This window comes from Microbacterium sp. USHLN186, from assembly GCF_037145155.1.
GTDB lineage: Bacteria > Actinomycetota > Actinomycetes > Actinomycetales > Microbacteriaceae > Microbacterium.
The window spans coordinates 62,937-83,658 of record NZ_JBBCYA010000006.1 but is presented as its reverse complement, the minus strand read 5'-3'; the positions used below and the strand labels follow the sequence as shown (position 1 = coordinate 83,658).

The 20,722-nt window shown below is 69.6% G+C and carries 19 protein-coding genes and 2 tRNA genes; 5 read left to right on the top strand and 16 right to left on the bottom strand.

Annotation, left to right across the window (positions count from 1 at the left end):
• Nucleotides 1-19 precede the first annotated feature (19 nt).
• Together WFG93_RS12200 and WFG93_RS12195 are read right to left on the bottom strand one after the other, a co-directional pair.
• The gene (locus WFG93_RS12200; protein WP_336646606.1) at nucleotides 20-547 is read right to left on the bottom strand and encodes a hypothetical protein; all 528 of its coding nucleotides are present in this window, start codon (nucleotides 545-547) and stop codon (nucleotides 20-22) included.
• 170 nt (nucleotides 548-717) lie between these two features.
• Nucleotides 718-1,554: an alpha/beta fold hydrolase gene (locus tag WFG93_RS12195; protein ID WP_336646605.1), complete on the bottom strand. Its 837-nt coding sequence runs from the start codon at nucleotides 1,552-1,554 to the stop codon at nucleotides 718-720.
• A 58-nt stretch (nucleotides 1,555-1,612) separates the two neighbouring features.
• On the opposite strand from WFG93_RS12195, the gene WFG93_RS12190 reads away from it, so the two are divergent.
• The 5 genes from WFG93_RS12190 (at nucleotide 1,613) to hrpB (ending at nucleotide 8,584) form a co-directional block, all read left to right on the top strand.
• Entirely contained in the window at nucleotides 1,613-2,152 is a 540-nt protein-coding gene (locus WFG93_RS12190; protein WP_336646604.1) for a CGNR zinc finger domain-containing protein, read from the top strand.
• Nucleotides 2,153-2,400: 248 nt separating this feature from the next.
• Nucleotides 2,401-2,832 (top strand): MarR family winged helix-turn-helix transcriptional regulator, encoded by a 432-nt coding sequence (locus WFG93_RS12185; RefSeq protein WP_336646603.1) that lies wholly within the window; start codon nucleotides 2,401-2,403, stop codon nucleotides 2,830-2,832.
• A gap of 116 nt (nucleotides 2,833-2,948) precedes the next feature.
• On the top strand, nucleotides 2,949-4,295 hold the full coding sequence (locus WFG93_RS12180) for a DUF222 domain-containing protein (RefSeq protein ID WP_336646602.1): 1,347 nt from the start codon (nucleotides 2,949-2,951) through the stop codon (nucleotides 4,293-4,295).
• A 94-nt stretch (nucleotides 4,296-4,389) separates the two neighbouring features.
• Nucleotides 4,390-6,009, top strand: a complete 1,620-nt coding sequence (locus tag WFG93_RS12175; protein ID WP_336646601.1) for an SPFH domain-containing protein — start codon at nucleotides 4,390-4,392, stop codon at nucleotides 6,007-6,009.
• A 19-nt stretch (nucleotides 6,010-6,028) separates the two neighbouring features.
• Nucleotides 6,029-8,584: an ATP-dependent helicase HrpB gene (hrpB, locus tag WFG93_RS12170; protein ID WP_336646600.1), complete on the top strand. Its 2,556-nt coding sequence runs from the start codon at nucleotides 6,029-6,031 to the stop codon at nucleotides 8,582-8,584.
• A 31-nt stretch (nucleotides 8,585-8,615) separates the two neighbouring features.
• Here hrpB and WFG93_RS12165 read toward each other — a convergent pair whose 3' ends face one another.
• The 14 genes from WFG93_RS12165 to WFG93_RS12100 all read right to left on the bottom strand — a co-directional run bounded on the left by WFG93_RS12165 (nucleotide 8,616) and on the right by WFG93_RS12100 (nucleotide 20,687).
• The gene (locus tag WFG93_RS12165; RefSeq protein WP_336646599.1) at nucleotides 8,616-9,350 is read right to left on the bottom strand and encodes an ABC transporter permease; all 735 of its coding nucleotides are present in this window, start codon (nucleotides 9,348-9,350) and stop codon (nucleotides 8,616-8,618) included.
• The gene (locus tag WFG93_RS12160; RefSeq protein ID WP_336646598.1) at nucleotides 9,347-10,141 is read right to left on the bottom strand and encodes an ABC transporter ATP-binding protein; all 795 of its coding nucleotides are present in this window, start codon (nucleotides 10,139-10,141) and stop codon (nucleotides 9,347-9,349) included. The genes WFG93_RS12165 and WFG93_RS12160 overlap by 4 nt, the downstream gene beginning before the upstream one ends.
• A gap of 66 nt (nucleotides 10,142-10,207) precedes the next feature.
• Nucleotides 10,208-11,725 (bottom strand): L-serine ammonia-lyase, iron-sulfur-dependent, subunit alpha, encoded by a 1,518-nt coding sequence (locus WFG93_RS12155; RefSeq protein WP_336646597.1) that lies wholly within the window; start codon nucleotides 11,723-11,725, stop codon nucleotides 10,208-10,210.
• Between the two features lie 110 nt (nucleotides 11,726-11,835).
• Nucleotides 11,836-11,908: transfer RNA gene (locus WFG93_RS12150), tRNA-Arg, on the bottom strand.
• A gap of 73 nt (nucleotides 11,909-11,981) precedes the next feature.
• The gene (locus WFG93_RS12145) at nucleotides 11,982-12,620 is read right to left on the bottom strand and encodes an asparagine synthase (RefSeq protein ID WP_336646596.1); all 639 of its coding nucleotides are present in this window, start codon (nucleotides 12,618-12,620) and stop codon (nucleotides 11,982-11,984) included.
• A gap of 48 nt (nucleotides 12,621-12,668) precedes the next feature.
• Complete coding sequence (locus WFG93_RS12140; RefSeq protein ID WP_336646595.1) at nucleotides 12,669-13,328, bottom strand: GntR family transcriptional regulator; 660 nt, start codon at nucleotides 13,326-13,328, stop codon at nucleotides 12,669-12,671.
• Nucleotides 13,329-13,414: 86 nt separating this feature from the next.
• Nucleotides 13,415-13,549, bottom strand: coding sequence for a methionine/alanine import family NSS transporter small subunit (locus tag WFG93_RS12135; protein WP_336646594.1), 135 nt, complete (start codon nucleotides 13,547-13,549; stop codon nucleotides 13,415-13,417).
• Nucleotides 13,546-15,183 carry a sodium-dependent transporter gene (locus tag WFG93_RS12130; RefSeq protein ID WP_336646593.1) on the bottom strand — a complete coding sequence of 546 codons (1,638 nt, stop codon included), beginning with the start codon at nucleotides 15,181-15,183 and terminating at the stop codon, nucleotides 13,546-13,548. Before WFG93_RS12130 ends, WFG93_RS12135 begins: the two co-directional genes overlap by 4 nt.
• Before the next feature lie 94 nt (nucleotides 15,184-15,277).
• Entirely contained in the window at nucleotides 15,278-15,490 is a 213-nt protein-coding gene (locus WFG93_RS12125; RefSeq protein WP_336646592.1) for a multidrug transporter, read from the bottom strand.
• Between the two features lie 91 nt (nucleotides 15,491-15,581).
• The gene (locus WFG93_RS12120) at nucleotides 15,582-16,568 is read right to left on the bottom strand and encodes an aldo/keto reductase (RefSeq protein WP_336646591.1); all 987 of its coding nucleotides are present in this window, start codon (nucleotides 16,566-16,568) and stop codon (nucleotides 15,582-15,584) included.
• A 116-nt stretch (nucleotides 16,569-16,684) separates the two neighbouring features.
• Nucleotides 16,685-16,776 (bottom strand) — tRNA-Ser (locus tag WFG93_RS12115).
• A gap of 40 nt (nucleotides 16,777-16,816) precedes the next feature.
• Complete coding sequence (locus tag WFG93_RS12110; RefSeq protein ID WP_336646590.1) at nucleotides 16,817-17,854, bottom strand: LacI family DNA-binding transcriptional regulator; 1,038 nt, start codon at nucleotides 17,852-17,854, stop codon at nucleotides 16,817-16,819.
• 35 nt (nucleotides 17,855-17,889) lie between these two features.
• Complete coding sequence (gene arfA / locus WFG93_RS12105; protein WP_336646589.1) at nucleotides 17,890-19,401, bottom strand: arabinosylfuranosidase ArfA; 1,512 nt, start codon at nucleotides 19,399-19,401, stop codon at nucleotides 17,890-17,892.
• Nucleotides 19,398-20,687, bottom strand: coding sequence for an ABC transporter substrate-binding protein (locus WFG93_RS12100; RefSeq protein WP_336646588.1), 1,290 nt, complete (start codon nucleotides 20,685-20,687; stop codon nucleotides 19,398-19,400). Before WFG93_RS12100 ends, arfA begins: the two co-directional genes overlap by 4 nt.
• Between the last annotated feature and the right edge of the window lie 35 nt (nucleotides 20,688-20,722).

The following is a 20,722-nucleotide window of genomic DNA, read 5'->3' as shown; positions in this document are numbered from 1 at the left end:
GCCTCAGCGCCTCAGCGCCTCAGCGCCTCAGCGCGGAGGGTCTGGGCAGACCGAGCTCTTCGATCAGGTCCCCGAGCGCCCGATCGAGCTCGGCGCCGGCCTGGGTGATCTTGTTGACGCCGAACCCCGCGAGCTGAGCGCTGGGCACCTCGAAGCTCAGCGTCGTTCCCGGGCGTTTCGTGGTGTGCGCCTCTACGCGCAGCGGGGAGTAGAGCATCGCGCCGGGGTCGTGCCGGTACAGCCGGGCGGTGATCGCGTGATGCGAGATCATCCACACCACGCTGCGCGCGGCGCTGCCCGCGTGCTGCATCAGCTCGTCGGGACGCGAGGTCCACACCCGCACGAATCCGCTCGGGGCATCCCACTGCAGCCCGCGCACGAATCCGGCCCAGTCGCCGCCGCGAAGCTCGCCGAGGGCCTGCTCCTCGGACAGCGCGGGAACCGCCCGCTCGAACGCGGCCGTCACCGCGTCGAACTGCGCGTTCGTCTCCAGCCTCAAGCGGCGTCCGGCATGCTCGAAGAGCGTCTCCTCAGCGTCGTAGCTCACAAGAGCCATCCTCCCGCAGCCTTTGCAGTGCGGGATCGCTGCGTGCGGTCGGAGCCGATCTCATCGACGGCTCTCATCGGAGTCGGCAGTGAGTGAGACTGCGGACCGCTGAATCTCGCGGGTGACGGACCGCGCGTCTTCTATCCGTGGCGGTATGCGCACTACTCCGTCTAGTGCCGGTGATGGGAAAGCAGGTGGCGTAGAAGCTCGTCGGGGCGTTCTTCTGCGATGAAGTGACCGCAATCAGGAATTGCCTCTCCGAATGCGCGTGGCGCGTAGGGCATCCATGCTCCGATCACGTCGCCTCTGCTCGGGAGGCCCTTTTCGCCCCACAGCACCTGCACGGGGATGTCGATCACGTGGCCCGCGTCGTGATCTTCACGATCGTGAAGGAGGTCGGTTGGCGTGGCCCGGTAGTCATCGAAGCCCGCGCGTAGAGCCCCGGTGCGGCTGAATGCTTCGATGTACTCGGGAATCGCGTCGGCAAGACCTGCGTGGTTCACCGTCCAGGCGTCGAAGAAGTGGCCGAGGTAGCCCGCTATGTCAGGAGAAACCAGTCGCTCCGGCAGATCGGGCTGTTCGTGGAACAGCCAGTGCCAGTAGCCCACAGCCGCGCGCGAGCCACCGGCGCTCATGGTGTGCAACGTCGGGGCGATGTCGAGCATCGTCACATGCGTTACCCGCCCGGGGTGATCGAACAGGAGCCGGTGCGCGACGCGTGCGCCACGATCGTGGCCGACCAGGCCGAACTGAGAGTGTCCCAACGCGTCGGCGAGTTCAACGATGTCCTGCGCCATCCTGCGCTTCGTGTAGTCCCCGACGGGCTTATCAGACCTGCCGTACCCGCGCAGGTCCGGTGCCACTACTTCGAAATGCGCGCTCAGTGCGGGTGTCACGTGTCGCCAGCATGCAGATGTCTCCGGCCAGCCGTGCAGGAGGACGAGGAGCGGTCCGGAGCCGGCGCGCTCGTAGTGCATGGTCACTTCGGAGAGGTCGATGGAAGGCATGCAGAAAACTAACCACGTGAACAGGTTAGTTTCAACTCGCTCCCGGTATCCTTGAACCATGCGGGGTGTGGACTGGATCATGGATGGCGGCGCGCTGAGCGTCGACTTCGTGAATACCCTGCGCGATCGCTGGTCGGATGTCCCGCGCGAGACGCTTCCCACGAGTCGATCGATGATCGGTTGGATGCAGTCCGCGGGCGTCGCCGTCTCGTCCAGCGCTGATGCCGACTACTCCACAGCGCTCGCCCTTCGCGGAGCATTGGAAGCCCTATTCGAGCACCGCGCATCGGCCGCTGAGATCGCACTCATCAACGACCTGAGCCGTGACGCCCCACGCGCAACTCTCGTTGGAGCCGGCACGGACATCACCGCGAAGATCGACGCACCCGCTTCTTTCCGCGGCGCGCTCGGCCAGATCGCTGCTGACGCGGTCACACTGGCCACCAACGGCCTCCTGCCTCGCGTCACTGTCTGCCACCACGAGCGCTGCGGCCTGCTCTTCGTCGACACCTCCCGCGGCCGCCGACGGCAGTGGTGCTCCATGCAGCGCTGCGGGAACCGTGCGAAAGTTGCGCGCTTTCAGGAACGACACCGATAACATCCTCGTCCGGCAAGCCACATCGACCAGTCAGAGCGGGAATCACGCGACGAAATTCGTGACCAAACCGTTGCATTCGTTATCTCGCCGTTATACACTCATCGCACGGTGAATGTTTGCTGTGGCATCCACCGCATGTGATTGCAGGACACTCTTGGTGCAAGGGACAAGGGCCGGTCGGAAGCCTCTCCGACCGGCCCTTACTGCTGCCCCGCGAGCATCCACACCCGGACAGTACGCTGAGAACCATGACCGACCGCCAGCTCGCCCTGCAGGCCTGGGAGAGCCTCTTCCGCGCGCAGCACGAGCTCTTCGTCGAGATGGCATCCGACTTCGACGACGCCGAGATCACACAGGCCGAGTACGACGTGCTCCTGACCGTCACGCGCGCCGAGGCGATGACCGCACGACTCCGCGACATCACCGCCAATTCGCTCACGAGCCAGCCGAGCGTCTCCCGGCTCGTCGACCGTATGGTCACGCGCGGTCTGGTGAGCAAGCGCGTCGACCCCGATGACGGTCGCGGTGCGATCGTCACCGCGACGGATGCCGGCGCGCGCGCATTCCGCCAGATGGCCACCGTGCACGGGCGCACGATCGCCGAGCGCATGTCGCCGCTCTCAGACGACGAACTCGCGGCGCTTCTCGCGCTGACGGAGAAGCTGCGCGGCAGGCCATAGAGCGCCTTTCCCCGGATGCACGCTGCTGTTTCTGCACAGATCGAACGACTGGCGAGTTATCCACAATTATCGAAGATATGTTTGAATGTCGTTTCGTCTCGAAGTAAACTGAGTGAATGACGAACCACCTGAGCGGACTGCACGAGGCGATCGACCGCCTCGACGCGGCATGGTCGGGAGCCACCGATGCTTCCGGCATGACGCGGCAGCAGCTCGTCGAGGCGAATGCGGCCCTCGGCAGGCTCCGTCGTCTGGTCGATGCTCTGCACTCCGAGGTGGCCGCAGGCATCGCTCACGAGTCGCGGCCGGCACTCGGGCCGGACTCGCTCGCCAAGCAGCAGGGTTTCCGCAATCCCGCCCAGCTGATCGCCACCACTTCCGGCGCCACTGCCGGCGAGGCGACGCGGCTCGTCAAAGTGGGCGAGGCCACGGCGCCGCGCATCGACCTGCTCGGCGAGCGCCGTCCGGCGAAGTACCCGGCCGTGCAGGCAGCACTCGCCGCCGGTGCTCTCAGCACAGCGGTCGCGGGGCTGCTGATCGGCCTCCTCGACCGCGTGCGTCTGAAGGTCGATCCGCAGTCGCTCAGCGAAGCGGAGCGGATGCTCGCCGAGAAGGCCGTCGGCCTGTCTGCCGACGAGGTGCGCAAGCTGATCGCACATGCGGAAGCCTGGCTGGACCCCGACGGTGTCGCACCGCGCGAAGAGGAGATCCGGGCGCAGCGGTCGGTCACCCTCTTCGAGCGCGACGGCGCCGTGCACCTGAACGGCGTCTTCGACATCGAGACCGCCGCACCCATCCGGGCGGCGATCAACGGGTACGTCTCGGCCCAATTCGCCGCGCGGAAGAACGCGATCGACCCCGACGCTCCCGATGCCGATCACCGGTCGGTGCCGCAGCTGCAGGCGGATGCGCTGAGCGCCCTGTGCGCGCACGGGATCGGATGCGACAACGGCGCTCCTGCCCTCGCCGGCGCGACCGTGATCGTGCGGGTGAACCTGAACGACCTGAGCGCGGGTACGGGCTTCGGCACCGTCGACGGCTCCAACCAGCCCGTCAGCATCGGCGCGGTGCGGCGGATGGCCGCCTCGGGTGGTGTGATCCCCTGCGTCCTCGGCGCCGACAGCGAGATTCTCGACTGGGGCCGCCGGCGGCGCCTGTTCACCACCGCGCAGCGGCTGGCACTGGCCGAACGCGACGGCGGATGCGCGATGTGCGGACTGCCGCCCGAGATGACGCGGGCGCACCATATCGCGTGGTGGAGCCGCGACGCCGGCCCCACTGATCTGGCGAACGGCATCCTGCTCTGCGAGAGCTGCCACCATCGCATCCATGACAACGGCTGGGAGATCCGCATCGACGGCGGCGGCACGGCCGCGCGGGTGTGGTTCATCCCGCCGCCCTACGTCGACCCCACCGGCACCCCGCGTCCGGGTGGCGCGAGGCGATACTCCCTGGCCGCGTGACTGCCCGCACTGAAGGGCGAGGACTGTGCGCGCCGCGCCGCCCATCTGGCAGGGTGGTGAGCTGAGGCCCTTCAGGGGGGAAAGGAAGGTCGCCATGGAGATCGCCGGAGCAGTCGGCATCCTGGTCATCATCGGAATCGCGCTCGTCGCGGTCATCGTCGTCGCACTCGTCCTGCTGCTGTTCGCACGCAGCTGGATCAAGGTCGCCCGCGCCGACGAGGCGCTCGTGATCTCCGGTCGCAAACAGAAGGTGCAGCGCGCCGTCATCAACGCCGATGGCAGCACGAGCTCCGAACTCGGCGAGTCGCCGGTGACGGTGATCGTCAACGGCAAGTCGCTGGTCAACCCGATCACGCAGCGCCACGAGATCATCTCGCTGCGCTCGCGCCAGGTGCTGCTGAACGCCGAGGCGCAGTCGCTCGACAGCGTGACCCTGAACGTCGACGGCGTCGCGATCGTGAAGATCGGCTCCGACCCGCTGTACGTCCGCCGCGCCGCCGAGCGTTTCGCCTCGCAGGACAAGGCGATCGAGCAGTTCACCACCGAGCAGCTCGAGGGCGCGCTGCGCGGCATCGTCGCCACCCTGTCGGTCGTCGAGCTGATGCGCGAGCGCAAGAAGTTCTCCGACCAGATCGCGGCAGACGTCTCCAATGAGCTGGCCGATCAGGGACTGATCCTCGACTCCTTCCAGATCAAGGGCATCACCGACCGGGTCGGCTACATCCAGTCGCTCGGCGCACCCGAGATCCAGGCGAAGCGCCAGGCGGCCGAGATCTCGCAGACCAACGCCGACCGCGCGATCAACCAGAAGAACATCGCCAACCAGGAAGCGAACCTGATCGAGCAGACCGCGCTCGACACCAACACCGCCAACGCCAACGCCGGCATCGGCCGCGCCCGCGCCGAGGCCGAGCAGGCCGAGCAGCTCGCCCGCGCACAGGCCGAGCAGGCCGTTCTGCAGCAGCAGGCCGAGAACCGGCAGGCGCAGCTGGACGCCGACGTCAAGCGCGTCGCCGACGCCCAGCGCTACGAGGCCGAGACCCGCGCCCAGGCCGACCTGTTCACGCGCGAGAAGGCGGCCGAGGCCGCCGCGATCGAGCAGGTCAAGCAGGCCGAGGCCCGCACCCGCATCGCCGAGCAGCAGGCGCAGGCCGACCGGGCGCGCGCCGCCGGTGAAGCAGCCGCAGCCGAGGCGAAGGCCACCGGTGACGCCAACGCGCTGCGTGCGCAGGCTGAGGCCGAAGCCGAGGCGCGCCGCCTGCGCGCGAACGCCGAAGCCGAGGCGATCCGCGCCGAGGGTGAGGCGCGCGCGGCCGCCGTCGAGGCCGAGGCGAAGGCCATCGCCTCGAACCAGGAGGCGTTCCTGTCGCAGCGCGTGCTCGAGGTGCTCCCCCAGATCATGGCGGAGTTCGCCAAGGGCTACTCGACCATCGGCAACGTCTCGATCATCGGCGGCGCCGGCGAAGACGGTGCCTCCACGGTCGTGGGCGGCGACAACGCCAAGGCCATGCGATCGGTGTTCGACAGCGTCAGCGCGGCCACCGGCCTCGACCTCGCCGCGATCATCCAGGGCCAGGCGGTCGGTCGCGGCTTCGGCGCGGGGGTGGCGCAGGCGACGGATGCCTCGTCCGCGGCATCCGGTGACTCCCGCACCTCCACGGCGATCGTCGAGCGCACCCTCGCTGACGCCGACGAGCCCACCTCGGGCACCTGACCCCCGGCAGACTGGAAGCGTGAGCTCTCCCGCGTTCGACCTCGCCCGCATCGGGGCGGGACTGTCGTTCGCGGGGGCCCTCGCCGACGTGGATCGCGCCCTCGACGCGAGCACCGGGCTGGTCGTGAGCGCCCCGCCCGGCACCGGGAAGACGACGCTGGTGCCGCCGCTGCTCGCTTCTCGCGTGACCGGACGCGTGATCGTCACGCAGCCGCGACGGGTGGCCGCGCGCGCGGGCGCCCGACGTCTCGCCCAGCTCGACGGATCGCCGCTCGGCAGCCGCGTCGGCTTCACCGTGCGCGGTGAGCGACAGGTCGGCGTCGGCACCCGGGTGGAGTTCGTCACCGCCGGCGTGCTGCTGCGACGGATGCTCGACGACCCCGGCCTCGACGGCGTCGACGCCGTCATCCTCGACGAGGTGCACGAGCGCGCCCTCGACACCGACCTGCTCATCGGGCTGCTGGGCGAGGTCCGCCAGCTGCGCGACGACCTCACGCTCGTCGCGATGTCGGCGACGCTCGACGCCGACCGGGTCGCCGGTGTCATCGGCACGGATGCCGCGCCGGCGCCGATCATCGCCCACACCGTACCCGCGCATGCGCTGACCGAGCGGTGGGCGCCGAGCCCCGTTCCGCGGCTGGATGAGCGCGGGGTGACCCGGGGTTTCCTCGACCACCTCGCCGATACCGCGGCCTCCGCGGCGCGGGAGCTGCAGCGGGCCGATCCGGCGGGCGACGTCCTGGTCTTCGCCCCCGGTGCCCGCGAGGTCACCGAGATCGCCAGACGCCTGGCCTCGGCGATCCCGGATGCCGACGTGCGCGAGCTGCACGGGCAGCTGTCATCCGCGGCGCAGGACGCCGTGATCCGCGGTCGCGCACCCGGTGGTCCTCGGCGCGTCATCGTGAGCACGTCGCTCGCCGAGTCGTCGCTGACCGTTCCCGGGGTGCGCGTCGTCGTCGACAGCTGTCTTGCCCGGCGTCCGCAGCGCGACGCCGCACGCGGGATGACCGGCCTCGTCACCTCCGCCGCCTCGCGCGCGTCCTGCGTGCAACGCGCAGGACGCGCCACGCGCGAGGCGCCCGGCACCGTGATCCGCTGCGTCGACGAGCGCACCTATGCCGCAGCCCCCGCCCGCACCGCGCCCGAGATCGCCACCGCCGACCTCGCCGATGCGGCCCTGCTGCTCGCCTGCTGGGGCTCCCCCGGCGCGGCGGGACTGCGGCTGCTCGACCCTCCCCCGGCCGAGAGCATGCGCGACGCCGTGGCAGTCCTGCACGGGCTCGGTGCGGTCGACGACGAGGGGCGGGTCACCGATGCGGGTCGTGCCCTCGCGCACATCCCCGTGGACCCTCGACTGGCCCGAGCGCTGCGCGACGGTGCCGAGATCGCCGGCTCGCAGGTGGCCGCCGGGGTGGTCGCCCTGCTGAGTGCGGACATGCGGATGCCGGATGCCGACATCGCCGCGACTCTCAAAGCGCTGCGCCACCGCCGCGACCCCATAGCCGCAGCATGGCAGCGCGAGGTCGACCGGCTGCAGCGGCTCGTCCCCGCTCACCGGCCGACGACGGCAGGCACCGACGAGGTCGGGTTCATCGTCGCTCTCGCCCACCCGGCGCGGATCGCGCGGCGGGTGGAACGCAGCGCCGACGGCGCGACGTTCCTGCTGGCATCCGGCACCCGCGCCGGCATCCGCGGCCCCCTCGCCGACGCAGAATGGCTGGCCGTCGCCGACGTCGCCCGCGCCTCGGGTCGAGCCGCGGCCGGGTCGGGCGCGCTGATCCGCGCGGCGGCGCCGATCACCGAGGCGCAGCTCGAGCGCGCCGCCGATCATCTGCTGACCGATCGTGTGGAGGCGCGCTTCGACGGCGGCCGGGTCTCGGCCCGGCGCGAGCGTCGCGTGGGCGCCATCGTGCGCACGACGGTGCCGGTGCGCCCCACGCCGGAGGAGGCGGCGGACGCCGTGCGCCGCGCGGTGCAGGTCGAGGGGCTCGGCCTGTTCGACTGGTGTGCCGCCGCCAGCGCGCTGCGTCGACGGCTGGGGCTTCTGCACCGCGAGCTGGGCGAGCCGTGGCCGGAGATGTCGGATGCCGCTCTCGTCGCGCGACTGGATGACTGGCTCGCTCCGGAGCTGCGGGCACTGGCCAGCGGCATCCCGGCGGCGCGCGTCGACCTGGCCGCACCACTGCGCCGCCTGCTGCCCTGGCCGGCCGCCGCCGACCTCGACGCGCTCGCTCCGGAACGGCTGGAGGTGCCCAGCGGCTCGCACGTGCGCATCGCCTACCCGCCGCTGGACGAGCCCGATGCGCTGCCCGTGGTGGCGGTGAAGCTGCAGGAGTGCTTCGGCTGGGCCGACACTCCGCGACTGATCGGCGGGCGCGTCCCGGTGCTGTTCCATCTGCTCTCTCCGGCGGGCCGGCCCCTCGCCGTCACCGCCGACCTCGCCTCGTTCTGGTCGGGACCGTACGCGCAGGTGCGCGCCGAGATGCGCGGGCGCTACCCCAAGCACCCGTGGCCGGAGAACCCGTGGGCGGCGGCGCCCACCCGGCACACCACGCGCCGCGCGGCACGCGAGTGAGCACCGCTGCGGCCACGATCCGGCCACCCGTTCACGGTGTGCGGCGGCGCAGGGTGAGCGGGGCGAGGACCAGGCATCCCACCGCGAACGCGGCGACGATCAGCAGCGGCGCACCGACATCCCAGCCCTCCTCGCCCGCCGCGACGGCCTGGATCGCGTCGATGGCATGGCTCAGCGGCAGCCAGTCGGAGATGGCGTAGAGCACGTCGGGCATCTGATCGCGCGGCATGAACAGCCCGCCGAGGATGATCTGCGGAAACACCAGCACCGGCATGAACTGCACGGCCTGGAACTCGGTCTGCGCGAAGGCGCTGGCGAGCAACCCGAGGGCCGTGCCGAGCACGGCGTCGACGACCGCCACCGCGCCCAGCTGCCACAGCGGCCCTTCGACGTCGAGCCCGCACACATACACCGCGAACGCCACCGTGATGGCCGCTTGCACGAGCGCCACCAGCGCGAACGCCAGTGCATAGCCGATGAGGAAGTCGGCCTTCCCGAGCGGCGTCGTCATGAGCCGCTCCAGCGTGCCCGAACGGCGCTCGCGCAGCGTGGTGACGGAGGTCACCAGGAACATGACGATGAACGGGAACAGGGCCAGAATCGCGCCGCCGAAGCGGTCGAACACGCCCTCCTGATCGGCGAACAGCCATGCGAACAGCCCCACGAGCAGGCTCGGGGCGACGAGCATGAGCGCGATGGAGCGCGGGTCGTGTCGCAGCTGATGCAGCACCCGTCCGGCGGTCGCGAGGGTGCGCCGGACGTTCACGAGTCCCTCCTGCGCAGCGCCCGGCGCGTCGGCAGTCCCGGCTCGAGATCCGCACGGTGATCGCTCTCGCGTTCGACGTCGCGCTGGATGAGCACCAGGAACGCGTTCTCGGCGTCGGTCTGTCCGGTCTCGGCGAGCAGCTGTTCGGGGGTCGTGTCGGTGATGATCTTTCCGCTGCGCATGAGCAGCAGACGATCGCAGCGCAGCGCCTCGTCCATGACGTGGCTGGACACGAGCATGGTGGTGCCGGCATCGGCGATCTCGCGGAACAGCTGCCAGAGCTCGGCGCGCAGCACCGGGTCGAGGCCGACGGTCGGCTCGTCGAGGACGATCAGCTCGGGGCGCCCGAGCAGGGCCACGGCCAGTGACACCCGGTTCTGCTGCCCACCGCTGAGATCCGCCGCCTGCTGGCGCGCCTGCGCACGCAGCCCCACCTGCGAGAGCACTCGATCTACTTCCCCCGGCGGTGCCCCGAGCACTGACGCGAAATAGCGCAGGTTCTCTCGGACGCTGAGGTCGCCGTACACTGCGGCTCCCTGCGTTCCGTAGGCGATTCTCCCACGCAGACCGCGTGAGCCGGCCGGTTCGCCGAGCACGGAGATGCTGCCGCCCTCCACCCGCTGCACGCCGACGATGGCGCGCATCAGCGTGGTCTTGCCGCTACCCGAGGGCCCGAGCAGTCCGATCACCCGACCGCTCGGAACGCGCAGCGACAGCCCGTCGAGAACCGCTCGCCGTCCGCGCCGCACCCGCAGTTCGTCGACGACGACGGCATCCGCGCTGTCGGTCATGGCTTGATTATTCACCCGCGCACGGGCGTTGGCGAGACCCCGCTCATCGTGAAGAGAGCGCGCCGGTCAGCACTCGATGACGTTCACCGCGAGGCCGCCCTCGCTGGTCTCCTTGTACTTCGTCGACATGTCCAGACCGGTCTGGCGCATGGTCTCGACGACCGCGTCGAGCGAGACGTAGTGATGCCCGTCGCCGCGCAGGGCGAGCCGCGCGGCGGTGACGGCGGTGGAGGCGGCGATCGCGTTGCGCTCGATGCACGGGATCTGCACGAGGCCGCCGATCGGGTCGCAGGTGAGCCCGAGGTGGTGCTCCATCGCGATCTCGGCGGCGTTCTCGATCTGACGGACGGTGCCGCCCATCACCGCGGTGAGCCCGCCGGCGGCCATCGCGCACGCCGAGCCGACCTCGGCCTGGCATCCGCCCTCGGCCCCGGAGATCGACGCGTTGGCCTTGAACAGCGAGCCGAGCGCGGTGGCGGTGAGCAGGAAGCGCCGGATGCCGCGGCGCCGGTTCGCCTCCGCCACGGCGTCCTCGTCGACCAGTTCGCCCTTCGACAGGCTCATCACCGGCGTGCTGTCGGCCGCCCCGGACGGACGGTAGCCCAGCAGCGCACTGCCCACCAGCTCACCGTGCGGAGTCACCGCGTTGCCGACGCCCAATCCGGAATCCGCGAGGAAGCGCCACCAGTACATCGCGACGGCGGGCAGGATGCCGGCGGCGCCGTTCGTCGGCGCGGTGACCACACGTCCGCCGGCAGCGTTCTCCTCGTTGACCGCCAGCGCAAACGCACCGAGCCACTCGCCGGGCACCGCGACATGCCCCTCCGCCTCCGAGGTCTCCAGCTGCTCGCGGATGTCGCCGGCGCGGCGCTTGACCTTCAGGATGCCCGGCAGCGTGCCGCCGGCGTGCAGCCCGGCGTCGACGCAAGCCGCCATGGCGTCCCAGATCGCGTCCAGTCCCGCGGCGACCTCCTCCTCGCTGCGCTGCGCCATCTCGTTCGCGCGGGCGAGCTCGGCGATCGACATGCCCGTCTCGTCGCACAGTGCGAGCAGCTCCTCGGCGGTGTCGTACGGGAACGGCTGCGGCGCGGCCGCGACGCGCGGCTGCTCGCCGTCGCGGCGGATGAACCCGCCGCCGACGGAGTAGTAGGTCTGCTCGAGCACCGGGGCGCCATCGGCGTCCAGTGCGTGCAGCGTCATCGCGTTCGGGTGACCGGGCAGGCGGGTGCGCGGGACGAACGCGATGTCGTCCTTGGCGAACGGGATGCCGTGCTCCCCCGCCAGCAGCAGCTCGCGCCCTTCCGGCCAGGTGCTCCACAGCTCGCGCACATCGGCCGGCTCGCAGGTCTCGGGGCGCAGTCCCTGCAGGCCGGCGACGACGGCATCCGGGGTGCCATGGCCCAATCCGGTGGCGCCGAGAGAGCCGAACAGCTCGCAGCGCACGCGGGCGACGCGCTCGATCAGACCGTCGCCGCGCAGGCGATCCGCGAAGTCCAGACCGGCCCGCATCGGCCCCACGGTGTGGGAGCTCGAGGGTCCCACGCCGATGGAGAACAGGTCGAAAGCCGAGACGTACGCAGTCACGCCTCCAGCCTACGGCCGGCGCGACTTCTCCGGGCCGGTGCCGGTCGGCAGGAAAGGCGAAACCCCCGTCGCTTCCGCGACGGGGGTTTCGATACTGTCTCAACACAGTGCGCGCCCCGAGGGACTCGAACCCCCAACCTTCTGATCCGTAGTCAGATGCTCTATCCATTGAGCTAGGGGCGCACGGCCCGCTCAGCGGGCCAGGGAACAGCCTACAGCACGTTTCACCGAGAAGCGAAATCGGGCCGGGACGGGCTCAGGACCGTCGCGCCCAGGGCGCCTTGCGCGGCTCTTTCTCGGCACGCAGCGCCTCCCGCTCATCCGCCTTCTCCTCGGCCCTCTCCCGCTTGCGACGGGCGCGCTGGGCCGACGAGAGCGCCTGCAGGTCGACCAGCTTCAGCGCCTGCATGCGCGCCTCGCGCATGGTCTCGTACTCGGGGTCCTGATCGGCGCGCATGCCCTCCACGCGCAGGCGCCGGTCGAGGTTGCCGCGCACGTCGGCCCAGGCCGCTGCCCGTGCCTCTTCGACCAGGTCGCGCAGCGCCTCAGGATCGTCTGTCATGGCGCGCAGGTGCTCTGCCACACCGACGGACTGCTTGGCGCGGCGGCGGAGGTTCCGCACGTCGCGGTCGCGGTAGTCGTGCGTGCCGTGCGGGTCGGAGTGCCGCCCACGGGCGCGCTTGCGCAGCAGCGTCAGATGCTCGGCGGCCTGCTCGGATTCGTCGGCCATGGCGCGCAGGGCCGTGCGCGCCTCGTCCATGTAGTGCGCGATCTCGAATGCGCCGCCGCGCGCGATCGTGCCGACGAGGATCTGGTTCTTCACCGTCAGTCGCACGGCCGCCGTGGCGATCGCGACGCCCTCGGCGATGGCATCCGCTGTCCGTCCCACACGCACCTCCCGTTCCGAGCGTACCGGCACCCCACCGACAGCGGTGGGCGGGGTTCAGTCGGGCTCTTCCACCGATCCGAAGAGCCGCTCGCGGGTCACCGCACGCCCCTGCGCGAGGTGCTCCGGGATGAGTCGCTCGACAGCTTCGACGTCGCGATCGCGGATCGCCTCGAGGATCACGCGGTGGGTCGCCGCCATCCCGACGAGGTCCTCGTGCTGGCCGAACAGCCACCGCAGCCGGGTCACCAGCGAGTCCGCCAGCTCGATGAGCATGGCGTTCTCGGACAGACGCACCGCCGCCATGTGGAATGCGGCGGATGCCTCCAGGGCCGATTCGGTGTCGCCGAGCGCGGCCGCCGTCGCCTCCTGGGTGACGAGCGATTCGAGCAGAGCCAGCCCGACGTCGTCGATGCGCTTGGTGGTGAGGACGAAGGCGAGGGTCTCGACGGCTTCGCGCACCTCGGCGAAATCCTGCACGTCCTGCTCGGAGAACCGCCGGACGGTCGCCCAGCTGCGCGGGCGCGCGACGACGATCCCGTCGGCGACGAGGGCCTTGATCGCCTCGCGGACCGGCAGGCGCGAGACCTTCAGCTCGGCGGCGATGTCACGCTCCACCAGACGCGATCCCGGCGGGCGTCGTCCGAAGATGATGTCGTCGCGCAGGGAGTCGGCGACCCGCACCGACTCGAGGCCGGCACTGCGCTCCATCACCATGATCGGATTCAACCACCACGACGGCGATTCGGCCACTACTCCGTCAGGCGGAATCCGTCCGCACCGGCGCGCCGATCAGGGCCGGGTCACAGTTCGACGGGCGGGGAGGGTTCGTCGGCAGCGGCATCCGGATGCCGCGCGAGGTTGACGATGGCGGCGATGAGACCGCCCCACACCGTCACCATCGCGACGATCATCATGATCACAGCGGTCGTGGTCATGCGTGCTCTCCCTTCATCGTCGAGCCGACCCTGCCGGCGGCGGCCGGCACGGCGATGCTCGCCGTCTCGGCATCCGGGGCGTACTGCTCGGCCACGAGGAACTCGTCGTACTCGGGGTCGTCCTTGGCGTGCGAGCGGCGGCTCCAGGGCAGCAGCGAGAGCAGGATCGCGAGCACGACCAGCGCGATCACCATCCCCCAGCCGAAGATGGCGAGGAACCACAGCGGGTAGCCCCCGTAGGGCTGGCTGATCTTGGCGATGATCTCGCTCACGAACAGGTAGCCGAGCACGACCGGCGCAAGCGCGCCGACCAGCAGCATCCAGGTCCAGCCGAGGCGGAAGCTCGAGCGACGGTTCAGGTGCTCACGCAGCATCGGCAGGCGGTGCAGCAGCCAGGCCACCACGATCACGGCGACCAGCGCGACCGCCATGATGCCGAACGCGTTGATGAACGCGTCGGTCGCATCGAGCACGGCCAGCGCGGTCGTCGTGGAGAAGAACGCGATGGAGATCAGTGCGACGGGGATCGCGACGGTGAGGGTGGTGCGCACGCGGCCCCACCCGAGTTTGTCCTGCAGCGCGGCGACGACGACTTCGAGCACGGAGATGAGCGAGGTCACCCCGGCGAAGACCAGTGCGCCGAAGAACAGCACGCCGATGATCGAACCGCCCACCGCGTTCGAGACGATGGTCGGGAAGGCGACGAAGGCGAGGCCGATGCCGTTCGCGGCGACGTCGCCCACCTTCTCGCCCTGCGCCTGCGCCATGAAGCCCAGCGCGGCGAAGACACCGATGCCGGCAAGGATCTCGAACCCGGAGTTCGCGAAGCCGACCACGAGCCCCGAGCCGGTGAGGTCGGTCTTGCGCTTGAGGTACGAGGAGTAGGTGACCATGATGCCGAACGCCACCGACAGCGAGAAGAAGATGTGCCCGTAGGCCGACGCCCACACGCCGGGGTTCGCCAGCGCTGCCCAGTTCGGGGTGAAGAAGGCGTTGAGCCCGTCCATCGCCCCCGGCAGGAACAGCGACTGCACCACCAGCGCGGCGAACATCAGGGTCAGCAGCGGCATGAGCACCATGTTCGCCGCGCCGATCCCCCGCTTCACTCCGAGGGCCATGATGACGATCACGACCAGCCAGACGCCGATCAGCGGCAGGCCGACCTGCGGGACGAACTCCAGCGAGATGCCGTCCTTCACCTTGCCCATCTGCAGGAACTCCTTGAAGAAGAAGCCCTCCTCGTTGCCCTTGCCCCAGCTGATCTGCGCCGAGAACCAGGTGTACATCGCCGCCCAGGCGATGATCACCGCGTAGTAGGTCGCGATCACCACGCAGATGAGCACCTGCCACCACCCCAACGGCTCGACCGCGCGGTGCATGCGCCGGAAGGCGAGCGGCGCGGAGCCGCGGAAGCGATGGCCGATCGCGTAGTCGAAGAACAGCAGCGGGATGCCGGCGGTGAGCAGTGCGCACAGGTACGGGATCAGGAACGCGCCGCCGCCGCCCTCGTACGCGACGTACGGGAAGCGCCAGATGTTGCCGAGCCCGACGGCAGAGCCGATCGCGGAGAGGATGAAGACGTTGCGCGAGCCGAAGGCCTCGCGCCGTGGGGGCTGCGTCGCTGCGTTGGCCATGAGTTTCAGGGTAGTGGAGCGGATGCTGCCGGCGCGGTCGTGTCACGGCGCGGCCGTGTCACAGTCGCGTCATGTCACCCCTCCGCACCGCCTGTCAGCTCGCCCCGTCCGCGCCGTCGACGCCGGGGCCGGGTCCGGGGCGCACGGCCGCGGTCTCGGCGATGTCCACGCGGACGTTGCCGCCGTGCTCCGACACATCGATGCGCGGCGCCGCGTCGGCTTCAGTGGAGTGCTCGGCGCGCAGGAACTGGTCGCGCAGCTTCTGCTCGTGACTCATGTCGTCGACGCCCTCATCCTTCTCGCTCATGTCACGACCATCATGCACGCGGGCGGCGCGGGCGAGACCCTGGCCGCTGCGCGGCGGGCGTGATAGAGGTGCTCAGTCCAAGACCTGCTGCTCACCACCGCGGGTGGACATCCGCGCGGAACCGGCGGTCGTACAGATCGCGCACAGCGGAGGTGAAGTCCTCACCGAGCTCGGGAACCGACCCCGCCGCCGCGTTCGATTCCGCCTGCGCCACACTGCGGGCACCGGGGATCACGGACGAGACACCCGGGAGCTGAGACACCCACGCCAGAGCCGCCGTCGCGGGAGCGAGCCCCGCTTTCGCGGCGAGCGCGGAGAACTCCTGCGCCGCCTCCACGCCCTGTTCGTAGTCGACGCCCGAGAAGGTCTCGCCCTGGTCGAAGGCCTCGCCGTGCCGGTTGAAGCTGCGGTGATCGTTCGCGGCGAACTCCGTGTCGCGGGAGTAGCGTCCCGAGAGCAGCCCGCTCGCGAGCGGCACGCGTGCGATGATGCCGACCCCGGCGTCGATGGCTGCCGGCAGGACCTCGTCGAGCGGCTTCAGGCGGAAGGCGTTGAGGATGATCTGCACCGTCGCGACACCCGGGCGCCCGATGGCGGCGAGTGCCTGGGCGGTCGTCTCGACGCTCACGCCGTACGCGGCCACGATCTGTTCGGCGACGAGGGTGTCGAGTGCATCGAACACCGCGTCGTCGGAGTAGACCGCAGGGGGCGGGCAGTGCAGCTGCACGAGGTCGAGCGTGTCGACGCCGAGGTTCCGCCGGCTGCGGTCGGTCCAGGAGCGGAAGTTCTCGAGCACGTAGTTGGCGGGGATCTGCTCCACACGACGCCCCATCTTGGTGGCGACCATGAGCGGGGCGTCCGGGTTGTCGCGCCGCCACGCGCCGATCAGCGACTCGCTGCGTCCGTCGCCGTAGACGTCGGCGGTGTCGAAGAAGGTGACTCCGGCGGTAGCGCTCGCATCGAGCACGGCCCTGGCATCGGCTTCGCTCACATCACCCCAGTCCGCGCCGAGCTGCCACGTGCCGAGACCGATGACCGAGACGTCGCGACCAGTGCGACCCAGAGTGCGATGCTGCATGGCACCGAGCCTACGGTGCAGCGGGAGCGGGCGGCGCAGCGGCGGGGGATCGTGACTGGAATCGCCGACGGAGCGAAAAATCCGGCTCCCGAGGCTTCGTCCCGAGACCGGATTCTTGGCGGAGACGGAGGGATTTGAACCCTCGGTCCCCTTGCGAGGACTCCACCTTAGCAGGGTGGTGCACTAGGCCTGACTATGCGACGTCTCCAGTACCCGCCACGGCGAGCACGTCGTTCCATCATAACGGGTCACCCGCCCTGCTCGTGCACGCGGGCGCCACTTTCGGTGGCGCTCGACTCCCGCACCACGAGCTCCGGACGGAACCGCACCTGCCGCTCATGCTCGCCCCCGTCCGCCATCTCCTTGAGCAGCAGGTCCACGCCGGTCCATCCGATCAGCCGCGCCGGCTGACGCACGGAGCTCAGCGGAACGACTGTGGCGCTGGCGAAGTCGATGTCGTCGTAGCCGATCAGCGCGATGTCATCCGGGACGTCGACGCCGGAGCCGAAGCTGAACGCCTGCAGCAGACCCACCGCGAGCAGATCGTTGGCGGCGAACACCGCATCCGGTCGCAGAGCAGCGTCTCGCGCGACGATCTCCTCCCCCGCCGACCGACCCTGCAGCACCGTCAGCGCCGGCCGCTCGATGATCTCGATCCCGGCATCCGGATACTCCGCCACCGCGGACCGCGCACCCGTGAGACGGTCCGCCACCTGTCGCACGGATCGGGGGCCGCAGACGAACGCGAGGCGACGACGGCCGGACTGTAGCAGATGCTCGGCGGCCAGTCGCCCCCCTTCGACGTCGTCGACAGAGACGGAGGGGAACGAGTCGTCCGACCCCTCGCGGTCCACCAGGATCACCGGCACCCCGGCGGCTGAGAGAGCGTGCAGGCGGGTGAGGTCCTCTGATGCCGGCGTGACAAGCACCCCGTTCACCCGCTGCTCCAGGAACAGCGCGAGGTGCGAGTTCTGACGCTCGACTGCCTCGTCGCTGTTGCCGAGCAGGACGGTCATGCCGGCCTCCGCCGCGCGATCCTCGGCGCCGCGGACGATCTCCGCGAAGAAGGGGTTGCCGACGTCTGCGACCACCAGCCCGATGCTGCGGCTGCGACCTGCGCGCAGCTGGCGAGCGGCGTCATTGCGGACGAATCCCAGCCGCTCGATCGCGGTCTGCACGCGCTGAACCGTGGCCGACGACACCCGCTCGGGTCGGTTGAGCACGTTCGAGACCGTGCCCACCGACACCCCGGCCGCCGCGGCGACGTCCTTCACACCCACAGACATCGCTGTCTCCTCGCTCTTCGCAACGATCGACGGTGTCAGCCGAGTCGCACAGCGGCCCAGCTCACCGGCGGCAGCGTCATCCGCAGCACGCCGTCCTCGACACCGGCGTCCAACTCGCTGACCCCAACGCGCTCGGGATCCGCGAGCGTGTTCGCGGCATACATGTCCTCCTCGTGCAGGATATGCGCCTCCTGCACCCGCAGGCCCTTCGCCGCGCCGCCCGCCAGGCGCGAGACGTCCAGCTCGATCGGCGCCGTCTCGACCGTGGAGCGGTTCACCAGGAACAGCGTGGCGCCGTCGTCGTCCAGGGTTGCGACGGCGTTCACCGCCGCGACCTCCCCGAATCGGATGCTGGTGAACGTGCCGCACTCGATCGGAACCCGCACCGCCGTCGCACCCGCCAACCGCGACGTGATCGAGAACGGGAAGAACGTCGTCTGGCGCCACGCGATCCCGCCGGGCTCGGTCATGATCGGGGCGATCACGTTGACCAGCTGAGCGAGGGATGCCGAACGCACCCGGTCTGCATGCTGCAGCAGCGTGATCAGCAGGTCGCCGAACACCACCGCGTCCAGTGCGCTGTACTGATCCTCGAGCTGCCGGGGCGCGATCGGCCAGTCGTCCGGCCCATAGGTCTTGGCCTGCTCCTCCCAGCGGGACAGGTACCAGACGTTCCATTCGTCGAAGGCGATCTGGATGCGCTTGTCGCTCTTGCGTGCTGCGGCGACCTGATCGGCGGTCGCCACCACCTCGCTGATGAAGCGATCCATGTCGACCGCCGAGGCGAGGAACTCCTGGGCGTCCCCGTCACGCTCCTGGTAGTACGCGTGGCACGAGATGAAATCGACATCGTCGAAGGCCTGCTCGAGCACCTCGCGCTCCCAGCTGCCGAAGGTCGGCATGGTGCGTCCGGACGAGCCGCACGCCACCAGCTGCACCGTCGGATCCATCTGCCGCATCGCCTTGGCCGTGCGTGAGGCGAGCTTGCCGTAGTCGACGGCGTTGCGGTGGCCCAGCTGCCACGGCCCGTCCATCTCGTTGCCCAGGCACCACATGCGCACGCCGAACGGCTCCGCGCGGCCGTTGGCAGCGCGCCGCCGGGTCCACTCCGTCTCCACCGAGACGTTGGCGTACTCGAGAAGGTCCAGCGCTTCCTGGGTACCGCGCGTACCGAGGTTGACCGCCAGCATCAGTTCGCTGCCGACCTTCGCCAGCCACTCCGCGAACTCGTGCAGACCGACCTCGTTCGTCTCCGTGGCATGCCAGGCGAGGTCGAGCCGGCGAGGCCGCTGATCGCGCGGGCCGATGCCGTCCTCCCACCGGTAGCCCGAGACGAAGTTACCGCCTGGGTACCGTACGGTCGTCACACCCAGCTCTTGCACGAGGGCGACGACGTCGCCCCGGAAGCCGTCCTCATCCGCGGTGGGATGCCCCGGCTCGTGGATCCCGTCGTAGATGTGGCGGCCCAGGTGCTCTACGAACCCGCCGAAGATCCGGCGATCGATGTCGGCGATCGCGTCCGCGGGGTCGATGCGTCCGGTGATCATTCGAGAATGACTTCCGCCTCGTCGAAGAAGCGATCGACCGCCTCGTCGATGGTCGTCGTCCCCAGACCGATCTCCCGTCCCAGGTCCCAGAACTTCTGCTCGAGAGAGCCGTAGCCCACGACCGGCACAGGAGGCGTGTCACCGACGCGATCGGCGACGGATGCGATGTAGTCGGCGACCTGCTTGTCGATGCCCTCGAGAGCGGTGCCGGCAAGCTTGCTCGAGGACGCTGGGAAGCCCAGCGTGGTGCCGAAGATCCTACCGGCGTCCTCGCTGTTCACCACGAAGTCCAGGAACATGGCCGCGGCTTCCGGATGCTTGGTCTTCGGCGAGATGGCGATCTGCAGCCCGCCCTGCTGATACAGGTCCTTGGCGCCGGCGACCGAAGTGGGCGGCGCGATGATCGTCATCGACTTGGCCGTGGAATCCGCCAGATAGCTGCCGAGGAAATTGCTCCAGCTCATCTCGCTGGCGGTGAGCCGGCCGCCCAGACCCGACTTCGGACTGATCTCCTCCAGACGCTGCTGAGGCACGGCAGCGCCGCCGCGCAACTGGTCTCCGCTCGCCCAGTACTCGCGCAGCTCGTCCTTGGTGAAGCCGAGTTCGCCGTCATCCGTGTACAGGTTCTTGCCGTGCGCGCGCAGGACGAGCTCGAAACCCTGAATGCGCTGCGTGTAGTCCGTGCCACCGTAGACCTTCCCTGCGGACGCCTCGGTGAATGCGGCCATCCAGTCGTTGTACTCGGCAGGGGTGGATCCGCCCTCGGGCGCTGCCACTGCATACTCGTCGAGCAGGTCATCGTTCACGAAGTTCGCCCACATGCTGTATCCGGTGGGGAGGGAGTACTGCACATCATCGAGCCGACCGGTGCCGAGCAGAGAATCCTCGAAGGTGGAGAAATCGACGTACTCCGACACGGTGCCAAGGTCAAGCAGGTGCCCGCTCTCGGCGTATTGGCGCAGATAGCTGTCGGAGAACTGGAAGACGTCAGGCAGGCCTCCGCTCGCCGCTTCCGTCGCGCGCTTCTCCCAATAGCTGGGGAAGTCGGTGAACGTCGTCTTGATCTCGATATTCGGGTGTTCTTCGTTGAAGGCCTTGATCAGTGCGTTGTAGCGTTCGGCACGATCATCGTTGCCCCAGAAGGCGAAATCCAACGAGACGTCGGCATCGGGGTCGAATTCTGCAGCGGGCTCGGCGGCACCGCATCCGGAGAGCACCAAGCCTCCGGTAAGGATCGCAGCGGAGGCAGCGAGCATGCGTCCGAGCCGGTGGGAAGCAGCAGTCAAGTCAAACTCCTTGTTGAGTAACAGAACCAATCGAC

Excerpts from the sequence above, each read along its gene's own strand:
- WFG93_RS12195 (WP_336646605.1), bottom strand. The coding sequence starts at position 1,554 with ATGCCTTCCATCGACCTCTCCGAAGTGACCATGCACTACGAGCGCGCC.
- WFG93_RS12190 (WP_336646604.1), top strand. The coding sequence starts at position 1,613 with ATGCGGGGTGTGGACTGGATCATGGATGGCGGCGCGCTGAGCGTCGAC.
- WFG93_RS12185 (WP_336646603.1), top strand. The coding sequence starts at position 2,401 with ATGACCGACCGCCAGCTCGCCCTGCAGGCCTGGGAGAGCCTCTTCCGC.
- WFG93_RS12180 (WP_336646602.1), top strand. The coding sequence starts at position 2,949 with ATGACGAACCACCTGAGCGGACTGCACGAGGCGATCGACCGCCTCGAC.
- WFG93_RS12175 (WP_336646601.1), top strand. The coding sequence starts at position 4,390 with ATGGAGATCGCCGGAGCAGTCGGCATCCTGGTCATCATCGGAATCGCG.
- WFG93_RS12160 (WP_336646598.1), bottom strand. The coding sequence starts at position 10,141 with ATGACCGACAGCGCGGATGCCGTCGTCGTCGACGAACTGCGGGTGCGG.
- WFG93_RS12140 (WP_336646595.1), bottom strand. The coding sequence starts at position 13,328 with ATGGTGATGGAGCGCAGTGCCGGCCTCGAGTCGGTGCGGGTCGCCGAC.
- WFG93_RS12135 (WP_336646594.1), bottom strand. The coding sequence starts at position 13,549 with ATGACCACGACCGCTGTGATCATGATGATCGTCGCGATGGTGACGGTG.
- WFG93_RS12130 (WP_336646593.1), bottom strand. The coding sequence starts at position 15,183 with ATGGCCAACGCAGCGACGCAGCCCCCACGGCGCGAGGCCTTCGGCTCG.
- WFG93_RS12125 (WP_336646592.1), bottom strand. The coding sequence starts at position 15,490 with ATGAGCGAGAAGGATGAGGGCGTCGACGACATGAGTCACGAGCAGAAG.
- WFG93_RS12120 (WP_336646591.1), bottom strand. The coding sequence starts at position 16,568 with ATGCAGCATCGCACTCTGGGTCGCACTGGTCGCGACGTCTCGGTCATC.
- WFG93_RS12110 (WP_336646590.1), bottom strand. The coding sequence starts at position 17,854 with ATGTCTGTGGGTGTGAAGGACGTCGCCGCGGCGGCCGGGGTGTCGGTG.
- arfA (WP_336646589.1), bottom strand. The coding sequence starts at position 19,401 with ATGATCACCGGACGCATCGACCCCGCGGACGCGATCGCCGACATCGAT.